Genomic DNA, 20,655 nt, shown 5'->3' with positions numbered 1-20,655 from the left:
CTCATGCTACCAGAGCCTGGCGGGGGACGTATCGTCCCCGACGGCACATTGGGTAAGAGCCTCAGGCTGGCTTCTAGTCTTCCTTGAAGCCTTCGACAAGCCCATGCCGCAGCCCCAGGTGGGTCAGGGCGACATCGGAATTGACGCCGAGCTTTTCGAAGATGCGATAGCGGTAGGTGTTGACCGTCTTCGGGCTCAGGAACATGCGATCGGCGATGTCGGCGACGCGTTGGGCGTTGACGATCATCATCGCGACCTGAAGCTCGCGCTGGGACAACTGATCGAACGGATTTTCCTCGTGGTCGATGCGCGACAGTACCAGCCGTTGAGCGATCTCCGGGCTGACGAAGCGCTGTCCGGCGAACACCGCGCGGATGGCCTTGACCATCTCGTCGTGCTGGGAACCCTTGCTGATGAAGCCGTGGGCACCGGCCTCCAGCAGCCGCTGGGCAAAGGCTTCCTCGATAAAGGCCGTCAGCACAAGAATACGGATGTCCGAGGTCAGTCGGCGGATCTTGCGAGTGGCCTCGAGCCCGCCGATGCCCGGCATGCGAATGTCCATCACCACCACGTCGGGATTGAGGCGGCGAGTCTGAGCAATGGCCTCTTCTCCGTCCGCGGCTTCCCCGACGACATTGATGTCCTTCTCTGCATTGAGCAGATGAACGATGCTGGTGCGTACCAGGTGATGATCGTCAGCGACAAGAACCCTGATCAATGCCGATACTCCTGGAAAAGGTGAAAACTGGGATCATGGATTTGACCGAGGCGAGCCAATGCTCATTGCGGGGTCTTCTCATGATGATTCGCAGTAGACTGTCACAAATTGATCCTAAGGGGAATTGGGTCTCCGGGGGGCGACGGCGTTTTCAGCATAGCTGCATTGATAGTGTGCTATATCTCTGATAGCGGCGCGCCGCGGTATCGGGCGCTTGTCGCCCGGGACTGCTGCATGAGCCCCAACGTCTAGGTTGGCTTGATGTGATGCCGCCTGTCGCGTCATTTCATGTTACCAGCCGCAGGGCGGGTGTGCAGTGTCGTAGGCGTGAACCGGGCGCCGCCAAGGCGAGACCATGGCGATGGACGGGCGAAACCGTCATGCGGACGCGCCGGCAGGCTATGCTGAACTTGACCGGCGTCAATGAAAGCACGATTGCGTCCACGACACGCCTTGATCTGGTGCGCACTGGCTGCGTAGTGCGGCCCCGTGTCCCGATCGAGTCCTCTGGATGGCCAGTCTGGCCAAGGTTGCGCCATGTCCTGTCCCCTGTCTGAACAAGACTCCCTGCTCGCCGACAAGTTGCGTTTTCGCCTGGCGCGTCCCACCAGCGCCTATGACGTCCTTGGCTATCGTTGCACGGGGATACCTTGCACCCCGCCAGGCGCGCGCGAAGCGGTCTGGGCCAGGGACGACTACCGTTGTCGCTTTTGTGGCTTTCGCAGCGCCAAGTATCAGCAGGCGGTGACCCTGGGGACTGACAGTCGCAATGTCGATGATATCGTGACGGCCTGTCTGTTCTGTGATCAGGTGAATCGCCTGGATCTGGTGCCTTCCATGCGTTCCGGTGTACTGGTGTGGCTGCCCGGCGTGACCCAGGCGGACCTCAATCGGCTGGCCCCCGTCATTTTTGCTGCGCGCCTCGACAGGCGGCTGCAACTGCGAGCACGCGTCCTGCTGGAGCGTGTGATGGAGGCGCGAGCCGCCGCCAGAGAACGCTTCGGTAGCGACGATCCACTGACCCTGGTCGAGTTGCTGAGAGCGAGGGGAGAGGGGCGAGCGGACGGCCTGATGCAGCAAGGCTTGCGCCTTTTTCCGCTGGATCGGCGGGTCGTCAGTCAACAGGGGCTTTGCTTCAATCAGTTCCCGCAGATTCTGGCGTACTGGCGCTCGAGGAAGGGCCCGCTAGGGGGCGAGCGAATCGCCGAAGCGCTGGCGATGAGCGAATCGCGGCTGATGGCCGGGGGCGGTTCAGATGCCACCGCCTCTTCGGTTCCGTCGTCCTGACGTCCGTAGCTTGGTCAGTCCAGCGGCGCGTGGATGCGCTCGGGCAATCCGGCAGCGATGGGTTCGTCATCGAGCATCTCGATGTTGCCGCTGTCGCTCAGCATGAAGCGGGCGAGAAAAAAGGCGTCGGCATAGTAGAGCGTCGCCAGGTAGCGATAGACGTCTTCGTCATCGGCCGGGTCCTGGCGCGGCGCGTGACAGCTTCCGGCGACGATGGCCTGAATATCGGGATGGACCGGGAGCAGCGGATCCTCGAGCGAATCGACAATATAGAAGGGACCGTCCGGCCCCCTGACGAAGAAGCAGAAGAAGCGCAGGTAGCCGAGCGCATTGGCGGCGCAAAGCTGGATCGGCTGGCGAGCGTTCAACTCGTGGATCGGCGGTGCAGTACCGGTCAGCCGGGTCAGCGGGCGCGGCGCGTGGACCCCAGCCGCACCTTCCTCGACGAAGTACAGCGCCAGGCCCTGCATCCAGTCGGGATGTTGCAGGCGTATCAGGGTGGCGTCGGGGTACCAGGGCAGTCGGCAGGCGTCGGCCACCAGTCTGTTGTCGGCGAGATGCTTTCCATCAATACGGCTGCCGCAGGGCCAGTGGGACTCGACAAATGCCGGCCTGCAGCGCCGCCAGGGGTACTGCCAGGGGTTGCCTTCCAGGGTCGGGGCGAGAGCGCCGCGGGCAATCGCTGGATCGGGGTCCATGTCGTTGGGCGAGGTGCCTGCGCACTGTTCCTGGTCCCCATCCGCCGCAGGGGCGCGCAAGGCCGCCACCGCTTTCTCGATAACCGCGGTGGACTGACCCGCGCCTTCGAGCCAGGCAAGTATCCTGGGGTCGGCCACCGGGCCGTCCTCGAGGGCGCGTCCAGCGTCGTCGCGAGTGCATGTCCGGGTCAGACGTTCAGCGTATACCTGGGCGACGCTGCGTCCGTCGCGAGTTCGCATGGCCGCATCGGCGTTTCGCTGAATCAAGGCCAGCGCCAGTGGAAACTGGCCTAGTGACAGCGCGATCAGCACCGGTGCATCGCGGTCACGAGTGGCCATGTCAATATCGGCTCCGGCGTCTGCCAGCACGATAGCGATGTCCTTGTAACCGCCTTCGGCGGCCAGTTGCAAGGCGGTGACGCCTGGCTGTTCTGCGCAGGCATCGACCTCTGCGCCGGCGGCTACAAGCCGTTCGACCAGGGTTTGGTGATTGAACTGTACGGCCAGGTGCAGAGGGTGCCAGCCCTCGGCGTCGCTGGCGTCACAGTCTGCCCCCGCCATGATAAGCGTCTCGACCAGGTCCAGCGCGCCGCCGACACAGGCCAGGTGGAGCAGAGTGGGGGCTAGGGGCGCCTTGGCGCTTTCTCTTGTGGCAACGCCTGGCTCGGTTGCCTGCTCGATGTCCGCCTGCTCGATGACCCCCTGCCCGATGAGCAGGACCTTGGCCGCCTCGCTCGCGCCCTTGAGGCAGGCGAGCTGCAGGGCGCTCATGGCGTGCTTGTCGAGGACATCCACCGATACGCCGCCGAGATCCAGCAATGCCGTGACGACCTCGGCTCGATTGGCCAGGGCGGCCAGGTGAAGCGCCGTGCGGCCATCCGGGGTGGTGGCCTGCATGTCGGCCCCGTGGCGAGCCAGCAGCCTGATTGGCTCGGCATGTCCCTGATCGGCGCACAGGTGCACCAGGTTCCAGCCGGCAAAGGGGCTGCGACCAGGCCAGTGCAATTGGGTGTTCGGGTCGCTGCCGGCGCGTAGCAGTACCTCGGCACAGGCGACATGACCACCGGTCACCGATGCCTGCAGCGCGGTCTGATGGATCGGTTGCTCTGCCTTGGTGTCTTCTCGATGGTCTCTGGCGTCGAGTGTGGCAGTTGTATGGCAGAGCAGGGCCAGGGTATCCGGGTGGCCGTGCTCGGCGGCCAGGTGCAGCGCTGTGCGGCCGTCGCCGATCGCCGCGGCGGGATCGGCCCCGTGCTCGAGCAACAGCTCGGCCACCCTGGTGGCTCCGCGGGCGGCGGCGATGTGCAAGGGGGTGTGTTCGAAGTCGCCGAGCTTGCCTGACGGGACTCCCTTTGCGCCTTCCTTGCGCCAGGCATCCTGCCGTTCCCGGGCGCTGCTTTCCTTGCCCCAGTCCGCGGCGAGCGCGAGGGCACCGAGGTCGGCGCCGCGTTCAATCAGCCAGCGGGCTATTTCCGGATGATCATTGTAGGCGGCCAGGTGCAACGGCGTGGCGTCGTTGGCCAACCTGGCGTCGATCTCGAGTCCTTGGGCCACCAGCGCCTCGGCGGCCTTCACATGATTGCCGCGGGCGGCGAAGTGCAGATAGCTCCAGTGCGTCTGATGGGGGGCTGCCGGGTCAGCCCCGAGGGCAATCAGGTGGCTGATGGTGTCGGCTCGATCGTTGGCGATCGCCTGTTCCAGCGGGGTCTGACGGTTGGCGTTGGTGAGGTCGGGGCTCTGGCCGCGTTGCTGTATCAGGTAGTCGAGCACCCTGTGCTGGCCGGCGAGCGCGGCCAGGTGCATCGGTGTCTGGCCGTGGGGCGCTTGCTGTGCGTCCAGGCTGGCCCCTGCTTCCACCAGACGCTGCAGGCAGTCGACGGCTCCTGCCTGTGCCGCCAGGTGTACGGGGCGCCAGTGGTCCTCATCGGTGTGGTCAGGATCGGCACCGGCCGCCAGCAGCGGTTGCAACAGGTCGTGGCGGTTTTTCCAGACCGCCCAGAAGGTCGCGGTGCGGCCATCCTTGCGCGGTAGATCGACCGCCTCGGGCCTTCTGGCCACCATTGCCGCGATGATATCGGCGCGCTGGTAGAAGGTGGCCAGGATCAGGTGTGTCGGCTTGCGAGGGCTCTGGGTGACCACCGCTGCAGGATCGGCTTCCAGCAGCAGCAGGGTGAGGCAGAACTCCCGCAGGCGGGCAAGCTCCTTGGTCGTTGGCGGGCCTTCGCCGAGCACATCATGCCAGATCGCCAGCACCCGGGCCGCGCGATCCAGGTAGAGCAGGCGATAGGCGTTCCAGCGCGCGGCGTCCGGCGGGCTGGCAAGACAGTGCTCGGCTTCCCCCACCAGTTGGCGGACGCATTCGCGTACCGGGCGCTCCCGTTCCAGCCACTCGCTGGCCTGGGGCCAGTGGTGGAGTACCGCTTCGTGGACCAGGCGGACACGCCCGTGGCGTTCATCGATCAGCAGGCGCCGCTCGCGCAACGCCCGGGCCAATTGAAAGGCGTCTGTGGCATCCGCCGCGGGGAAGACCGTGGCGGGTAGCGTAAAATGCTTTTCGCCGACCTGGCGCCAATCCACCAGGCGACGCAGCAGGTCACCGACGACGCTATCCGACCACAGTGCGCCGGACGCCGCCTTGGCCTGCTCGAAGGCCTCATTGGCGAGTTGGGTGATGGCGCCTTCGATACTGTCGTGGCCCTCGGCGTTGGCGGTGTCCAGTACCCACAGGGGGGGCTCCCGCTGGCGGTCGCCCCCGTCGGGGGTACGAAGGTGACCGGTGGTCTGGAAGGCCTCGGAGCCAGACGCGCTCTCGGTGAAACCTGCTCTGGCGCTGGTGCCGAGCTCTTGGGTGTCGTCGTCGGCCTGGCGGTCCCCACTGCGGCCAAAGCTCGTGGTGATAGCGTCACCCAGGGACGCCGAGTCAGCGATGGTGGCTTCTTCGGCGAGCCGCAGGCCGTGCTCGTAGAGATTGCGCAGCGCCAGTGACAACAGCGGCAGCAGGCTGTCCTGGGCGTCGCCTCGACCATGATGGCCGCGAATCCGCTGGATATTGTCCTTGAGCCGGGCCACCAGTGCGTCGCTGATGGCCAGGCGTCCGGTCAGCCGAAAGGGCTTGCGAATAATTTCGTCGAGACTGTTGTCAGGAGGAAACGACATCCTCGTTACCTGGCCAGTGGCATGGAGTTCGTTGAGCAGACTGTCGCGCTCCACCAGCTCCTGACGGTTTCCCTGGAGGGTGACAAAGATGCCCAGACGCGGGGCCAGGGCGCGGCATGAATGGGCCGCGTGGAGCCACTGCACCAGCGGATCCCAGAACTCGGCTTCCTGCTGTTCGCCATACAGAGCGTCGACGATCTCCTCGAACTGGTCGAAGCCCAGCAGTAGACGAGGAGGTCGAGCCAGGCGCGTGGCGGCGGCGTCCAGCAGTAGACACAACTCCTCGTTCAGGGCTTCGATACGCAGGTCCGTTGACGTCCTTCCCAGCAGACGGCGAGCTCTACTGGCAGTTGGTTCATCGCACCAGCCGGCGCCTTCCAGGCGTTTCACGATGGCGTCGAAGAGCATCGTCAGCACGCATCTGTCGCCGCTTGCTGCGTCCGTGGCTCGGCTATCCGGGGCCAGGTCGGAAGGGCGCAATATGCCGTCAAGGCAGCGATGATCGGCGCTGTCCGCTACCAGGGCTCCGATGATGCCGGCACGCAGGAACGACGACTTGCCCGAGCCGCTTCCGCCCTCGACCCAGACCACGGGGACCCGGTCCTGCTGGTTCCAGCGCTGCTTGAGTTCCTCTCTCAAGGTGCTTCGCTGGTCGGATCGCCCGCAGAAAAGCGCGTGGTCCCCGACGTCGTAGGACTCCAGACCCTTGAAGGGGTCTCGGTCCGACGCCGTCAGGGCCAGGTTCAGGTCCCGCTCCATGAAACGTCGCAATTCACCGATAAAGGCGTCCTGAGAATCGATGACACGAATGACGTGGCCGCGACGTTGCACGAAGGCCACCAGATTGATCAGTTGCTTGAGCTGCTGGGTGCGGTCTTCCAGTCGCCTGGTGATGCAGGCCGAATCCGTTCCGCACTTGTCCTGGCATTCATGAAAGTGACGATAGTTGCCCCAGGCGGCTTTCAGTGGCTCGGTGGTGTCCAGCAGGTCCCTCGGCCCGACCAGACACAGCAGCAGTGGCAGTGGGCGAGATCCGGCCGATGCCTCCTGACGCTGTCGCTCGCGGTAGGCCAGGGTGGCCAGCAGTTCAAAGGTGGAACCGGTAAGGGCGAATCCACCACGGTCGGCCCAGGCGTTGTCCCAGGGAATCACCAAGCCTGGGATATCGCCGCCGTCGTCGGGCTTCATGGGATCGAGGACCCGCAGGTCATCGATGGGGTGATGGCTTGCCAGAGGGCTACCGACCTTTTCACCGAAAAGGCAGATCACCCCTCTGCAGAGGGGATCCGAGGGGTGGGGAATCTGCTGCTGGGCCGGCACCGCATCATCGAAACCGTCTTCGGCGGTATCGACCTCCCAGGCGTAGAGCCGAAGGCCGTGATCGTCGGCGGCCTGGTGATGCAGCGTCTCGATCTCGTCCCTGCAGGCGCGGCGCAGGTAGGCCACGTCACCGGGTGACGCAAGAAAGATGCTGGGGTGTTCCAGCGACGGAAAGGTGTTTCCAGATGAACCGGATGAACCGGCTGTCCCGGGAGGGGGGAGGTCGGTCGCTGTGGCGTTCGGGGGCTCGCGGGAGACGTCGCTCATGGGCTGGGTCCTGTCCCGGGCGTCAGGCCCACTGCGCCAGCAGTCGATCCAGGAAGGCAGGATCGACCACCGGTGGTGGCGTAGGCTTGGGCCGTGCCGGACTGACTCTGCGCAGACGACGTTGCGGACGCAGCGCCTGGGGCATGATCTCTCGGCTGCTGTCGTGCAAGGGGTTGCGGTCGAACTGGCCACGAAACAGCGGGTCGCTGCGGTATTCCGGTCGCCTGGCCAGGCGTGCCTCGTCGCCGGCGATCAGCAAAAGCATCTCGTCGAAATCCAGGTCGAGCAGCTCCTCCGGGCGCGGGAAGCCGGTCAGGGTCGCCAGGTCCATCGCCGCGTTCATGTTGGGTACGCCAAAGGACTGCACCACCCGACAGTTGTTGAGCATGGTCTGCCAGTCCTGGGGATACAGCTGTCGCAACTGGCTCATGTCCTGCCAGAAGCTCCAGGTCTGCAGGCCGTAGCCGCGCAGCAGGGTGATGGCCTGTCGCAGCTGCGGCAGAGGACCGAGCTGGGGTGCCTCGTCGAGCAGGAACAGGGTACGCAGCGCTGGCGCCCGGCGTCGGCGCACCACCGCCGCGATCAGTACGCCGATCCACAGTCTCAGCAGGCGGCCGTGGGATTCGAGCTTCTCGGGGGGAATCACCAGGTAGATCGATAACAGTTCCCCGCGGGTGACGTCGTCCAGCGAAAAGGTGGAGTCCTGGGTAGCCTCCAGTACCGCTTCACCGCGCAGGAAGCCGAGACTGTTCTGGGCGAAGGCCATGTAGCCGGCCAGGGTGGTCTCGGCCGGCAGAGTCAGACTGGCGGCGGTGGCTTCCAGGTCCGGATCCTGCATCTGGCGCATGCGCTCGGCCAGCTTGGCCAGCTCTTCGGTATCCTGGCTGACCATCTTGCGTAGCTTGCCGAGCAGCCCCTTGCGCTGTTCCGGCTGGCTGCGGATCAGGTAGAGCAGCAGACCATTGAGCACCTGCTGGGCGCGCTGCAGCCAGAAGCGGTCACGGCCGTCGAAGCCGTGTGACTCCATCATCAGCTCCGACAGCATGGCGATGTCATCGAGCTCGGTGCGTGAATTGGGGATGACGATGTCGGTGGGGTCCAGCCGATCTGCCGGCAGGTCGGTGATGCCCATGGGGTCGAGCACGATGACCCTGTGGCCCATCTGGCGGCGGCGACGGGCGGTCACCGCCGCATTCTCGCCCTTGGGGTCGACCACGATCACCGGCCCCGGATAACGCAGCAGGGTGGGGATGATGCAGCCGGTTCCCTTGCCCGAGCCGGTGGGGGCAATGGTCATCAGATGGCCGCTGCCCTCGAACAGGATCGGATCGAGCTGCTCCTGGTTCGCGTTGGTGCTTGGCGCACCGATGCGGAAACCGAACGGCTGATGAGGCTGACCCTGCTCCAGCGACCAGCCCACCAGCAGACCGTCCCCCTCCACCGATGACGGCAGGCGACGAGGGGGCAGAGGCGAATCATCCGGTACCAGGGTCATGGTGTGGGGTCCTCGTGGGCAGGCAAGGGGGCTCAGCGCAGGTAAGCTGATTCAGGGCAGGCGCACCGCGCCGATAAAGCGTTCCAGTCGCAGCGGCAGATCGTCGAGCAGGGTGCGGTCCTCCTCCATGTGGACCTCGCCGTCGCGCAGCACCGTGAAGTCGCAGTCCCACAGCGAGCGCCCGTAGACCACCGGTACCTGGATGTGCCAGGCGACGACCGGACTGTCGACGTCGCTGTTGAGGGAGCGCTGTTCAGCCAGATCCCCGCTGTGCAAGGTCATGGGGGCTGGCGCGTCGGCTTCGTCGTTGGCGCATACCACACGGGGGGGATAGCTTACCTTGGACAGCGCCTGACGGACCGCATCGAGCGCCTGAGGCGGCGGATCGGCATCGACCCAGGGAAAATAGTCGGCGGATTCCAGCACACGAAAACGGCCGCTCTCGGCACCTCCGATGATGAACCCGGTGAACAGGTGCAGGTATTCCAGCGCCGCGGCTGGGGAAGTGGCAGGATCGCCATAGACACTGTTCAGTCGAAACAGCGCCTTGCTGGTCAGGTCCAGCGGCCAGACACCGCTCTGGCCATAGATGAAGGCGAACAGGCCGGGGCCTTCTTCGGTCTCCAGCAGGACGTCGCAGAGCAGATGGCGGCGATAGCACAACAGTGGCATGGCGCGGATCGCCAGGGCGGTAAAGCACTCGCAGGTGGGCCGGATATCGTCGGCGAGCTGGGCCTGGGTCAGGTCCAGCAACAGCGGCAGACTGTCCTCGGGGGACAGCGTCTTCCAGTCCCCCGGGACGGGCGGCACGCTGGGAAAGGCCTGGTCTGCAGGCGTGAGGTGCTTCTCGAGAAATGTCTCCCAGCGATCTCGGTCCATGCAGGCCTCCGCCTGTATTGGGGCTACCGCTTCAGAAGCCCCGGTGGTGCAGCAGGGGCCGGGGGGCTGTCTTCACCCTAGATAGCCGCTGTCGTCTTGGCAACGGCTTCGGCGCCAATCAGAGCGGCAAAAATCTGGTGTCTCTCGATCATGAATCCCGTGTTCAAGGCGGCCAGGTCAGCAGGTACTTTTCCGACGGGCCTAGGCGCTGTCCGAAAAGTCGACGAGCGAAGGTTAGACAAGGCAAAAATCGGTGAGAAAGCGCAGTTTACGGGGTGTAAATGAGCATTTTGACCGGGCTGGCGCACCAGCCGATTTTTAACGCCGTATTACCGAGTGCAGGCACTTTTCAGACAAGTCCTAGAACCCGGGCACCAGCTCCCGCTCGCTGTAGATCATGCTCCAGACCTTGAGGTCGTCGGCCATCGTCAGCTGCAGCTGACCGAGCAGACGACGGACCACGGGGCGCTCCGGTGTGTTCAGGCGAGAGGTCAGCTTGCTGCCCAGGCGCTTCAGGCGTTGACTCATGCGCCGGGACTGCTGAGCGGCGGCACGTAGATCGCCGGTGGCGCGGATGCCGAAGATGGCCGCGCCCAGCACCGGCAGAAAGCCGCCGAGCAGGGTGGCTACGGGCTTGTAGAGCTCCGCCGGAAGTGCCGGACCGTTGAGGTAGACCAGATAGCACACCAGATACAGGACGCCACTGGCCAGCGTCAGCCAGAGCGCCCCCTTCGCCAGGTACTCGAGGCGATCGTCCTGAGTCTCCAGGCGCTCGGCGGTTTTTTGGTGATAGCCGATCTGGCCGTCGATCTCTTCGTGCAGGGCCACGTCCAGGGCCCGCCTGAGGCTATCACCGGAGACGACGGCGTCGGGTGGGCCGATTTCCCGCAGTGAGCAGCGCACGTACCAGGGAATCCAGTCGAAGCGACCGTTGTCCACCGGCGGCTCGGCGGCGCCGACGGGTGAGGTACCGATCAGCAGCGATAGCCGTGCCGGGCGGATCGCCTCGGCCAGGCTGCGGTAGGCCAGCCAGCGGCTCTGCCACTGCCCACGACGCCCGAGCCAGGTGATGAGCAGGATGCTGGCGATGATCGCAAGCTCCATGCTGACCAGCAGCGCCTTGACGCCCTTGCTGTCCCACGCCAGCACCGCCAGCAGACCCACCAGCACGGCGAGCGCTGCCAGCAGGAAGTTGGTGGTGTAGGCGCTGCGAAAGCGGTGAGCGTAGTCGATGGCGCGATTGTCTGCGGCGATCCAGCGTTGTCGCAGGCGCTGGTCCAGGGTCGCCTCGTAGCTATCACCGCCAAGATGGTGTGCGGCTCTGAGTGTTTCCTTCCAGGCTCCGCTGCGTTCACGTTCAAGCCCCAGGTCGACCGATGCGGCGAAGGGTATGTCGCGTACCAGCAGGGCACGCAGCCACTCATGAACACAGTGACGGGTGCGCGGCCGTAGGGTCTGGCGGGCAAAGTCGCCAAGGCCCTTGAGCGGGCAGCTGGCGTCGTCGGGGCCGCGGCCCAGCAACAGCAGCTGTTCGAGTCGGTCGTTCAGTAGCTGGCTGATGTCACCTGGCGTCAGGGCTTTCCAGTCGCCGTCTTCCAGGGGCTCGACGACGTGCTCTCGGGGGACCCACAGGTGCAACTGGCCCTGCAGGTCGAGCCACAGTGTGATCAGGCCACGCAGGCGTGCCTCGTCGATGATCTCGGCGGTACCTCCACGCCCTCGGGAGGGCTTGCCGTCCCATACCACCAGTAATACGTCGGAATGCGCCAGCACCAGATGGCCGGCCGCCTCGTAGCCGGCTTCCCGCTGATCGCCGGGCTCGCCGAGGTCGAGTTCGGTACAGCTGGTCACCGCCGGATGCTCGAACCAGCGCCAGTAGTCGGCCAGGGCGTCGCCATTGAAGTCGTCGGCGTATTGCCGACGTCGAAAGGGCAGGATCAGGTTGATCTCGTAGCCACGTGAGGCCGCCGCCTCGGCGACCAGCCGGTCGGCTCCCTCGGCGATGGCGCTGGCCAGTCGCATGCAGGCAGGCTCATCGGCATAGAGGCCGGGTTCGGCCTGTGCTCCCAGCCGGCGCGTCTCGGTGGCGAGGCGTTCGAGTATGTCCTGAGCCGCCTTGCCCAGCGCATCATGGTCGGCCTCCGCCAGGTCCTTGGGGCGGTGCCCGGTCACGCCCACGCGCAGGGTGAGTCGAGGGGCAAGATAGGCATTGTCGGTCACGGCGTATCTCCGGGCTCGTCGAAGGGATCCTCTGGGGATCGCGTCGTGGCTTACTGGAGCATAGGTGAGGTCGCCTCGTTTCGCCGGCCAGCGAGTCTGACGGCAGGCTGCTGGCGTCCAGGGCGAGCGTCTGCGGGACCAGGCTCAGGCCGGTGATGTCAGGGCGATGCAGGATAAGTCCCAGGTCCTGTGGGTAGGCGCCATGATCTTCCGCACACGCCTGCAAAGCTCCCTTGCACTGGTGCCTCTTCATGGTCGACGTTGGTGGAGCATCGACCAAAGTCTCGTCGTCACTTCCTTGCATGGGCCAGTGGGGACAACTAGATTCAGTCTCGGTGGTATGACACGTATACAGTCGCCCAGGCATGGAGCCTGTCGATTCGATTGCGTGCATCCACCTTGCACACTCCACACGCCACAAGAGCCCGGGAGAACAACAAGATGCGCCCCAATCACTGCCAGCCGCCCGCCCGCTTCATTCGTCGTAGCCTGATCGCCGCCATGGTCGGCGTCAGCCTGTCGGCGGCCGCCCAGGCGGAAACGCTGACCTTCGCCCACGTCTACGAGACCTCGGAGCCTTACCACGAGTGGGCCGTCTGGGCCGGCGAAGAGATCGAGAAACGCACCGATGGCCGCTACTCGGTGGAGGTGCACCCAGCCTCTTCACTGGGCAAGGAAGCCGACATCAACGAGGGGCTGAGCCTCGGCACCGTCGACCTCATCTTTACCGGCAATCAGTTCGCCGGCCGTTCCTACGGTCCCATCGGCATCGCCGGTGCGCCCTACATGTTCCGTGACTTCGATCACTGGCAGGCCTACGTCGACAGCGACCTGTTCGCCGAGATCGCCCAGGGCTATGAGGACGCTACCGGCAACGTGCCGCTGGCGATGAACTACTACGGCAAGCGCCACACCACGTCCAACGAGCCGATCAATACGCCGGAGGACATGCAGGACCTGAAGATCCGCGTCCCCAACGCGCCGATGTACATGATGTTCCCCGAGCAGGTCGACGCCAATCCTACGCCGATCGCCTTCGCCGAGGTCTATCTGGCCCTGCAGCAGGGTGTCGTCGACGCCCAGGAAAACCCGCTGCCCACGATCAAGGCCAAGGCCTTCTACGAGGTGCAGGACGTCATCAACCTGACCGGTCATATCACCGACTCCCTGATCACGATTGCCGGCGGTCCGCTGTGGAATCGCCTGTCCGAAGAGGATCGGCAGATCTTCCGCGACGTCTATGAAGAGGCCGGCGAGAAGATCACCGCCGACATCGTGCAGCAGGAGCAGGACCTGGTGGCCTGGTTCGAGGAGCAGGGCGTCACCGTCAACGAGGTCGACACCGCACCGTTCCGCGAGGCGGTGATGCCGGCTCACAACGGTGACGCGGCGACCTGGGACCAGGAAACCTACGATCGCCTCCAGGCTATCGGCCAGTAAACGACGGAGGGGAGGGCGCCGTGCGCCCTCCCTCGGGAGATCCTTCATGACCCGATCTGACGTGAGTGACCCTGGCGTCGAACACGAGACCACCAGCGCCTTCGAGGTGCCCGATGACGACGACCGGATCCGGCCGGGTGACTACGGCATCGAGGACTATCTGACGCTGGTGGTCTTTTGGCTTCTGGCGTTGGACGTCTTTGTTCAGTTCTTCAGTCGCTACGTGCTCGGCAACTCCATCGCCTGGACCGAGGAGATCGCCCGCTACCTGCTGGTAGCGGTGGGTTTTCTCGGCAGCGCCATGGCCGCCCGCAAGGGCTCGCATATCGCCGTGGAATTCTTCTATCGCTACCTGTCGGAGCCCACCGCCCGGGTCATGTGGACCCTGGTGGATCTGGTGCGTATCGCCTTTCTCGGCATGCTGGCCTGGATCACCTGGCAGCTGGCCCAGCGCACCAATTCGATGATGGTGTCGGTGGACCTGCCCAAGAGTCTGCTCTATTACGTGGTGCTCTTCGGGGTGGTGCTGATGCTGGTGCGCTCGATCCAGCTGGCGGTGCGTCACTGGCGCACCGGCGAGAGCGAATTGATGTTTCGCGACGATGACGACTGAGCGCCACGAACAAGGAACAACCCCATGACTGAAGCAATGATCAGTGCCCGGCGCGGATCGCCAGTGCCTCCGGTGGTGGCGGCACTGGCGGTCGTCGGCTGCATCGCGCTGGCGTTTTTCGAGAACTACCTTTCGTTTCTGTTTGCCGCCCTATTTACCCTGCTGGTCTGCGGGGTGCCCATCGCCATCAGCCTGGCCGGCTCCTGCCTGATGTACGTTCTGCTGACAGGACGCGTGCCCGACGTGGTCGTGGTGCACCGCATGGTCAACGGCATTGACAGCTTCCCGCTGCTGGCGATCCCTTTCTTTATCCTCGCCGGCAACCTGATGAACAACGGCGGCATCACCACCCGCATCTTTGACTTCGCCAAGGCGCTGATGGGTTGGATGCGTGGGGGCCTGGGCCACGTCAACGTCGGTGCCAGCATTGTCTTTTCGGGGATGTCCGGTGCCGCCGTGGCCGATGCCGGTGGCCTCGGCACCATCGAGATCAAGGCCATGCGCGACGCCGGCTATGATCAGGAGTTTGCCGTAGGCATCACCGCAGCGTCCTCGACCATCGGCCCGATCATTCCGCCAAGCCTGCCCATGGTGATCTACGGAGTGATGGCGTCGGTCTCGGTGGGGCAGTTGTTCGCCGCCGGCCTGGTGCCGGGCCTGCTGATGGGTCTGACGCTGATGGTGATGATCACCTGGCTGTCGCGGCGTCGCGGCTACAAGCGTGACGCGCGGTTCTCGGTCTCGGTGCTGGGCAAGACGTTCTCGCGGGCCTTCCTGTCGCTGCTGACCCCGGTGATCATCGTCGGCGGCATCGTCACCGGTGCCTTTACCCCGACCGAGGCGGCGATCGCGGCGGTGGTCTATGCGCTGATTCTGGGGGGACTGGTCTACCGTACCCTGACCTGGCGGCGACTGTTGAAGGTCAGCATGGAAACCATCGAGACCACCGCGGTGATCCTGTTCATCGTTGCCGGCGCCTCGATCTTCGCCTGGATCCTGACCAGCAACCAGGTCACCCAGCACGTCATGGGGCTGCTGGGACCCTTCCAGGACAATCCCATCGCCGTGCTCCTGATCATCAATCTGGTGCTGATCGTGGTGGGCTGCTTCATGGAGACCATCGCCGCCATTACCATCCTGGTGCCGGTGCTGCTGCCGGTAGCGGTGGCCTCCGGGGTGGACCCGGTGCACTTTGGTGTGATCATGGTGCTCAACCTGATGATCGGCCTGTTGACCCCGCCGGTGGGCATGGTGCTCTACGTGCTGTCGCGGGTGTCGCATATCTCCTTTGAGAAGTGCATGCGCGGCACCCTGCCTTTCCTGATCCCTCTGGTGGTGGCGCTGTTGCTGGTGACCTTTATTCCGGCGATTTCGCTGTGGTTGCCGACGCTGGTCTACCGCTGAGTCCCGGGTCGCCGCTGCGGCGGTGACGCGGTATGGCCGAGTCAAGGCGGCGCCGAGCGATCGGTGCGCGCCTTGCGGCCCTTATCCCCCTCACAAGGAATCCCCATGAGTGCCAGTCAATACGAGGCCTGTCGGGTCGATTACAAGGATCTGCATCGCTTTATCGAACAGGCGCTGGCGGCTGCCGGCGCCGATCAGGCCTCCCGGGAAGCGGTGGCCAAGGCGTTGGTCACGGCCTCGCTGATGGGCACCGACAGCCACGGCCTGAGGCTATTGCCGCACTACCTCAACGCCCTGCAAGGCGGGCGGATCAAGGGCAGCCCGACGCCGAGCATCAAGCAGCGTCTGGCCGGCACTGCGGTACTGGACGCCGATGATGGCTTCGGCCATCTGGCCGGGTATCGGGCCATCGATCATGCCGTCAGCATGGCCCGGGAGGTCGGCATCGGTGCGGTGGCGGTCGGCAACTCGTCGCACTTCGGTGCCGCCGGCTGCTACGCCCTCGCCGCGGCAGAGCAGGGCATGCTCGGCATGGCCTTTTGCAATTCCGATCCGTTCGTCCTGCTCCACGGTAGTCAGCGGGCCTTCCACGGCACCAATCCGATCGCCTTCGCTGCACCGGTGGCCGGCGAGGATCCGTATCTGCTGGACATGGCCACCAGCTCGGTGCCCATGAATCGGGTGAAGCAGTATGCGGCCATCGGACGGCCCTTGCCGGCGGATATCGCCGCGACCAGCGACGGCAGCACGACTACCGACGCCCGCCAGGTCAGCGCCTTGTTGCCGGTAGGTGGCGCCGGCTTCGGCTTCAAGGGGGCCGGGCTTGGCGGCATGGTCGAGGTGCTGAGTTCGACCCTGGCCAACATGGTCCACGGTTTTCGCCTGCTGCCGATGGGCGGGCCGGACATGTCGACTCCGCGCGGCGTCGGCCACTTCTTTCTGGTGATGGACCCGGGCGCCTTCGAGGAGCGCAGCGCCTTCGAGCGTCGCCTGGCCGAGTACCTCAAGGATCTACGCCAGATGACGCCGGTAGAGGGTCAGCGGGTGCTGGCGCCGGGGGATCGCGAGTGGCAGACCCGCGACGAGCGCAAGCAGACTGGCATTCCCCTGGACCATGCCCAGCGCGATCAGTATCGCCAGATCGCCGAGCGCTTTGCGCTGACGGCGCTGACCGAGCACTGACCGAGCGCCGTCGAGGCTTGGCCTGGCCCGGGGCGAGTGTGCCGCAGTGACGCCTTGCTGCCCAGGGGGTGCGCCTTGCAGTACCATGTGCGCCGTGTCCCGGAGACGCTCCGGGTGATGGATCGAGGGAGACCCGCGTCGATGAGCAAATATCGGGTGGAGCGCAAGACGCTGTCCGAGCAGGTGGCCGAACAACTGGAGGCTGAAATCCTCGAAGGGCGGCTGGGCGAGAATGATCAATTGCCGTCCGAACGTGAATTGATGGAGCAGTTCGGGGTCGGGCGCCCGGCGGTGCGGGAGGCGCTGTTCTACCTGCAGCAGCTAGGCTTGATCGCGATCAACAGCGGCACCCGGGCACGGGTTATCCGGCCCACCGCCGAGGCCGTGATGGCGAGGCTGTCCGGGGTCACCCGGCAGTTGTTGGCCAAACCCGAAGGGCAGCAGTACTTTCAGGAGGCTCGGGCGCTTTTCGAGGTCGCGCTGGCCCGTCAGGCGGCGCAGCACGCAAGCGATGAGGAGATCCAGGCGTTGCGCGACGCTCTGGCGCATCAGCGTTCGGTGATCGGCGATGAAGCCGCCGTCAAGCGGGCCGATAACGACTTTCATGGCGTCCTGGCGAGTATCGGGCACAACCCCATCTACGACGCCATCCATCAGGCACTATCCGAGTGGCTCGATGACCGTCGCGCCCTGGCGCTGCAGCAGCCCGGGGAGGACCTGGCTGCCCTGGAGGCCCACACCGAGATCGTCGAGGCCATCGCCGCCCGGGACCCGGAAGCCGCCGAGGCCGCCATGCGACGGCACCTCGATCGTCACTACGGCACCTATATGCAGCTCAAGCAACGCCTCAAGAGTCGCCAGGACGACGCCTGAGCCTGAGGGAGCGGAAACTCGCGTGCTGCACCGGGCAGCGACAACCACCCTGAGCCAAGGGCCTTGGGCCAAGGGCGTGAGTCGAAGCCATACGCCGCCGCCGGATGACATCCGGCGGAGGCGTGTTATTGAAGGGTGCCTTGTTTGGGTGAGCCGCCAGTTTGCCCAGCACGTTGTCAGTTCGAGGACAGGGACGAGGTCGACGCGGAAGCCGTCGAGGGGAAAGCGCTGGCCAGGCGTGGTACGTCCCGACCCTGGCGGGCGGCCATCTGTACCACCGGCGCCAGCCTTCGCTCCAGCTTCTGGGGATGATTCTGGGCGACATCGGCCAGTCGGTGGTCCAGCCATGGATTGCGGAAACGATCCAGAATGCTGTCGACGTAGTCCTCGAGTTCCATGCCCGGAAGTTCCTGATCGAGTACCGGTACCACCTCCTGGCGCAGCATCTTCTCCAGTTCGTCTCCCAGGCGGGGGTCGTCTATCGCCTGGCGAACCAGTGTCACCTCTTCGCCGAGACCGAGATCCAGGACGCGAGCGACCAGCCAGGTATGAGCCAGGTTGAGCAGGTGCAGCTTGCGACGCTCGAAGGGACGGATATCGTCGACCAGATGTACGTCCGGGTGGGAGAACGGCATCACCAGCCCGGGCGTTTGCTGAATCGCCCAGAGGCCATAGGGCTCGGCGACGGCGCCCACCGGATCCAGCTCGGCGGAGACGATGCGGTCCACCAGGGTCACCGCCCACACGCAGTCCCGCTCGAGCCATGCCATGAAGCCATCGTCGTCGTAGTGGGCCTGTGCCAATTCCAGGATGACGTCCTTGAGCTTGAGGGCGTTGTCGGTCAGAAGCTCGCATGGCAGCAGGGTGACGCCGGGACGGCCGGCGTCGAAGCGGGTCTTCAACAGGTGCGTCAGCTTGGCGGGGAAGCTCTCGGGGCAGTCCCGCCGTGGGCCATCGCCCGCCGGGACCTGATAGCCCGCCTCGGAGGTGTTGGAGACCACGTGGGTCACCTCATCGCGAAAACGCCGCTCCACTTCTGCCCAGGCTTCGCGGGCAACCAGCGCGGTGGTGATGCTGTCGACCTGATGGGTGGTATCGATCAGTTCGCCATCACGTCGGCCGCGCATCTTGACCGGGTAGACCGGGTCCCGGGCCAGGGCGTGGGCCTTGGTTCGCCCGGCCGCACGGTCTGAGCTCTGTACCGCAATGATACGGATATCACTGCCGTGTTCGTCCCGGGCCTGGCTGGCGAACAGGTCGACGTGGGCCAGCAGAAAACGGCCGATGCCGAACTGCATCAGGGTGACGGTGGTTGCGTTTTGCATGTTGTCAGGCTCTCTCAAGGGAAGCTCACAGGCTCTCTCACAAGGACACCCCACGCTTCCAGGGAATGAAGTCGTGCTGGGCCAGCCCCACGGCGCGGGTGGTGTAGCGCCCAGACGCGGTCTCGATGCACAGCGCCAGCAGGTCATCGGCGAGCTCGTCGATGGAGGCCTCGCCCCGGATCACCGCTCCGCTATCGAAGTCGATGATGTCCGCCATGCGGCGGGCCAGGTCCGAGTTGCTGGCGACCTTTAGGGTCGGTGCCACCGGGTTACCCGTGGGCGTGCCGAGCCCGGTGGTGAAGATCACCAGGTTGGCGCCAGAGCCGACCAGAGCGGTAGTGGACTCGACATCGTTGCCGGGACTGCACAGCAGCGCCAGGCCGGGCCGCGTGGCGGTCTCGGTGTAGTCGAGGACCTCGACCACCGGGCTATCGCCGCCTTTCTTGGCGGCCCCGGCGGACTTCATGGCATCGGTGATCAGACCATCGCGGATATTGCCCGGCGAGGGGTTCATCGAGAAACTCGCACCGACCGCGTCGGCGTGGCGCTGGTAGGCCTGCATCAGCGACGAGAAACGTTCGGCGGTGGTGTCGTCGACGCAGCGCGACAGCAGTTCGTGCTCGACTCCGCAGAGCTCGGGAAATTCGCTGAGGATGCCGCTGCCGCCGAGGGCAACCAGGCGATCGATGACACCGCCCACCACCGGGTTGGCCGACAGACCCGAGAAGCCGTCGGACCCGCCGCACTCCACCCCGATGCGCAGGGCCGATAGCGGCGCCGGCTGGCGGGTCACCTGGTTGGCCTCGCGCAGGCCATCGAAGATGGTGCCCAGGGCCTGTTCGATCAAGGCGTCTTCGCTGGTGCTGGCCTGTTGCTCGAGGTAGTGCACCGGGCGCAGGCCCTGCGGGTCCTTGCTTGCCACCGCCTGCTTGAGCATGGCGATCTGGGCCTTCTGGCAGCCAAGGCTCAGCACCGTGGCGCCGGCAACGTTAGGGTGGGTGATGTAGCCCGCCAGAAGGTTGCACAGCGCCTGGGCGTCGTCGTCGGTGCCGCCACAACCCAGGGTATGGGTCAGAAAACGCACGCCGTCCACGTTGGGAAAGGGCGAGGAGGGAGGCTCGGTCACATGGCTCGGGCTATCGCCATGAAGCATCTGGCGTGCCATCTGCTTGTAGTCGCGGAAAGGGTCGTCACCCAGGGCGTCCGCCACACACTGGCGAAGCACCTCGATATTGCGGTTCTCGCAGAACACCAGTGGCACCACCAGCCACAGGTTGGCGGTGCCCACGCCACCGTCCGGACGATGGAAGCCGTCGAAGGTGTGATCCTCGAAGGCGGAAACGTCCGGTGCCTGCCAGTGTTCCCGGCGGGTGACCGGGGTATCCGAGTGGGTGAAGTGCTCCAGGTTGTCGGTGCGGATCACGCTGCCACGGGCGATCGCCCGGGTGGCCCGGCCGACGGTGACGCCGTACATGGTGACGGTGTCACCGACGGCCAGATCCTCGAGGGCGAACTTGTGCTTGTGGCGGATGGCTTCCACCAGCGTCAGGGTGTCGGCACCCTCGTCGATGCGGTGCCCCTGGGGCAGGTCGCGCAGGGCGACACGCACATTGTCGGCAGGATGGACCCGCAGGCTTTCCTGGGCGGGCTGGTCGCTGGCGATGGTCGCGTTGGACGACGCTTCCTTGTTCGATGCAGCGGTGGTCGATGACTGCGTGGACATGGGACGGTCCTCGGCAAAGGCGTTGACGTTGTTATCGTGACGGCCTGGTGATCGG

Annotated in this window: 13 protein-coding genes; 6 read left to right on the top strand and 7 right to left on the bottom strand. The window is 65.2% G+C overall.

Going from position 1 to position 20,655, the window contains the following annotated elements:
- Positions 1–73: 73 nt before the first annotated feature.
- Positions 74–718 (bottom strand): response regulator, encoded by a 645-nt coding sequence (locus NFH98_RS10885; RefSeq protein ID WP_045994188.1) that lies wholly within the window; start codon positions 716–718, stop codon positions 74–76.
- A gap of 537 nt (positions 719–1,255) precedes the next feature.
- Between NFH98_RS10885 and NFH98_RS10880 the strand changes: the two genes are divergently transcribed.
- The gene (locus NFH98_RS10880; RefSeq protein WP_052704470.1) at positions 1,256–2,005 is read left to right on the top strand and encodes a hypothetical protein; all 750 of its coding nucleotides are present in this window, start codon (positions 1,256–1,258) and stop codon (positions 2,003–2,005) included.
- Positions 2,006–2,019: 14 nt separating this feature from the next.
- Here NFH98_RS10880 and NFH98_RS10875 read toward each other — a convergent pair whose 3' ends face one another.
- The 4 genes from NFH98_RS10875 to NFH98_RS10860 all read right to left on the bottom strand — a co-directional run bounded on the left by NFH98_RS10875 (position 2,020) and on the right by NFH98_RS10860 (position 12,040).
- Positions 2,020–7,446 (bottom strand): ankyrin repeat domain-containing protein, encoded by a 5,427-nt coding sequence (locus NFH98_RS10875; RefSeq protein WP_349622682.1) that lies wholly within the window; start codon positions 7,444–7,446, stop codon positions 2,020–2,022.
- 22 nt (positions 7,447–7,468) lie between these two features.
- On the bottom strand, positions 7,469–8,941 hold the full coding sequence (locus NFH98_RS10870) for a type IV secretory system conjugative DNA transfer family protein (protein WP_045994186.1): 1,473 nt from the start codon (positions 8,939–8,941) through the stop codon (positions 7,469–7,471).
- Between the two features lie 51 nt (positions 8,942–8,992).
- Positions 8,993–9,820: a hypothetical protein gene (locus tag NFH98_RS10865; protein WP_045994185.1), complete on the bottom strand. Its 828-nt coding sequence runs from the start codon at positions 9,818–9,820 to the stop codon at positions 8,993–8,995.
- Positions 9,821–10,180: 360 nt separating this feature from the next.
- On the bottom strand, positions 10,181–12,040 hold the full coding sequence (locus tag NFH98_RS10860; RefSeq protein ID WP_349622681.1) for a hypothetical protein: 1,860 nt from the start codon (positions 12,038–12,040) through the stop codon (positions 10,181–10,183).
- Between the two features lie 441 nt (positions 12,041–12,481).
- Here NFH98_RS10860 and NFH98_RS10855 point away from each other — a divergent pair, with 441 nt between their 5' ends.
- The 5 genes from NFH98_RS10855 (at position 12,482) to nanR (ending at position 17,552) form a co-directional block, all read left to right on the top strand.
- On the top strand, positions 12,482–13,480 hold the full coding sequence (locus NFH98_RS10855) for a sialic acid TRAP transporter substrate-binding protein SiaP (protein ID WP_045995038.1): 999 nt from the start codon (positions 12,482–12,484) through the stop codon (positions 13,478–13,480).
- Positions 13,481–13,526: 46 nt separating this feature from the next.
- A complete protein-coding gene (locus tag NFH98_RS10850; protein WP_052704549.1) occupies positions 13,527–14,093 on the top strand; it encodes a TRAP transporter small permease in 567 nt (188 codons plus the stop codon).
- Positions 14,094–14,117: 24 nt separating this feature from the next.
- Positions 14,118–15,497, top strand: a complete 1,380-nt coding sequence (locus NFH98_RS10845; RefSeq protein ID WP_045995039.1) for a TRAP transporter large permease — start codon at positions 14,118–14,120, stop codon at positions 15,495–15,497.
- 105 nt (positions 15,498–15,602) lie between these two features.
- On the top strand, positions 15,603–16,679 hold the full coding sequence (locus tag NFH98_RS10840; RefSeq protein ID WP_213226915.1) for an Ldh family oxidoreductase: 1,077 nt from the start codon (positions 15,603–15,605) through the stop codon (positions 16,677–16,679).
- 141 nt (positions 16,680–16,820) lie between these two features.
- Positions 16,821–17,552: a transcriptional regulator NanR gene (gene nanR / locus NFH98_RS10835; RefSeq protein ID WP_108450207.1), complete on the top strand. Its 732-nt coding sequence runs from the start codon at positions 16,821–16,823 to the stop codon at positions 17,550–17,552.
- Between the two features lie 176 nt (positions 17,553–17,728).
- On the opposite strand, the gene NFH98_RS10830 is transcribed toward nanR, so the two are convergent.
- Positions 17,729–18,877: a mannitol dehydrogenase family protein gene (locus NFH98_RS10830; RefSeq protein WP_349622680.1), complete on the bottom strand. Its 1,149-nt coding sequence runs from the start codon at positions 18,875–18,877 to the stop codon at positions 17,729–17,731.
- A gap of 37 nt (positions 18,878–18,914) precedes the next feature.
- A complete protein-coding gene (locus NFH98_RS10825) occupies positions 18,915–20,600 on the bottom strand; it encodes a UxaA family hydrolase (protein WP_349622679.1) in 1,686 nt (561 codons plus the stop codon).
- Positions 20,601–20,655 lie beyond the last annotated feature (55 nt).

Source organism: Halomonas sp. H33-56, from assembly GCF_040147035.1.
Lineage (GTDB): Bacteria > Pseudomonadota > Gammaproteobacteria > Pseudomonadales > Halomonadaceae > Halomonas > Halomonas litopenaei.
Note: the sequence above shows the minus strand (reverse complement) of the source record. Positions and strands in the feature narration are given on the sequence as shown.